This window comes from Dietzia massiliensis (genome assembly GCF_018390595.1).
Classification (GTDB): domain Bacteria; phylum Actinomycetota; class Actinomycetes; order Mycobacteriales; family Mycobacteriaceae; genus Dietzia; species Dietzia massiliensis.
This window is the reverse complement of sequence record NZ_JAHBAV010000292.1, coordinates 1-374: the sequence shown is the minus strand read 5'-3', so window position 1 is coordinate 374 and position 374 is coordinate 1. Positions and strand designations below refer to the sequence as shown.

Below are 374 nucleotides of genomic sequence, written 5' to 3'. Positions count from 1 at the left end.
ACACCGAGGGCATCACCAACTACAACCCGATCTGGCCGCTGCACGGAATTCGCATCATCCCGGGCCCGTCGTCGCTGTGGCTGGATGCGAACGGCAAGCGGTTGCCGGTTCCCCTGTATCCCGGTTTCGACACACTTGGCACGCTCGAGTACATCACCCGATCCGGGTTCGACTACACGTGGTTTGTGTTGAACGCCAAGATCATTGAGAAGGAATTCGCGCTTTCCGGGCAGGAACAGAATCCCGATCTGACCGGGCAGAGCGTGCGCGAGCTGCTGCGGAACCGGGCACGCTCCGGACCGCCGGGGCCCGTGCAGGCGTTCGTCGATCGGGGCGTGGACTTCGTCAGTGCGGATTCGTTGCGCGACCTGGTG

At 63.1% G+C, this 374-nt stretch carries 1 pseudogene; it reads left to right on the top strand.

What is annotated here, in order from left to right:
* Positions 1–374, top strand: a pseudogene (locus tag KHA85_RS17260) (FAD-binding dehydrogenase); the annotation flags it as partial.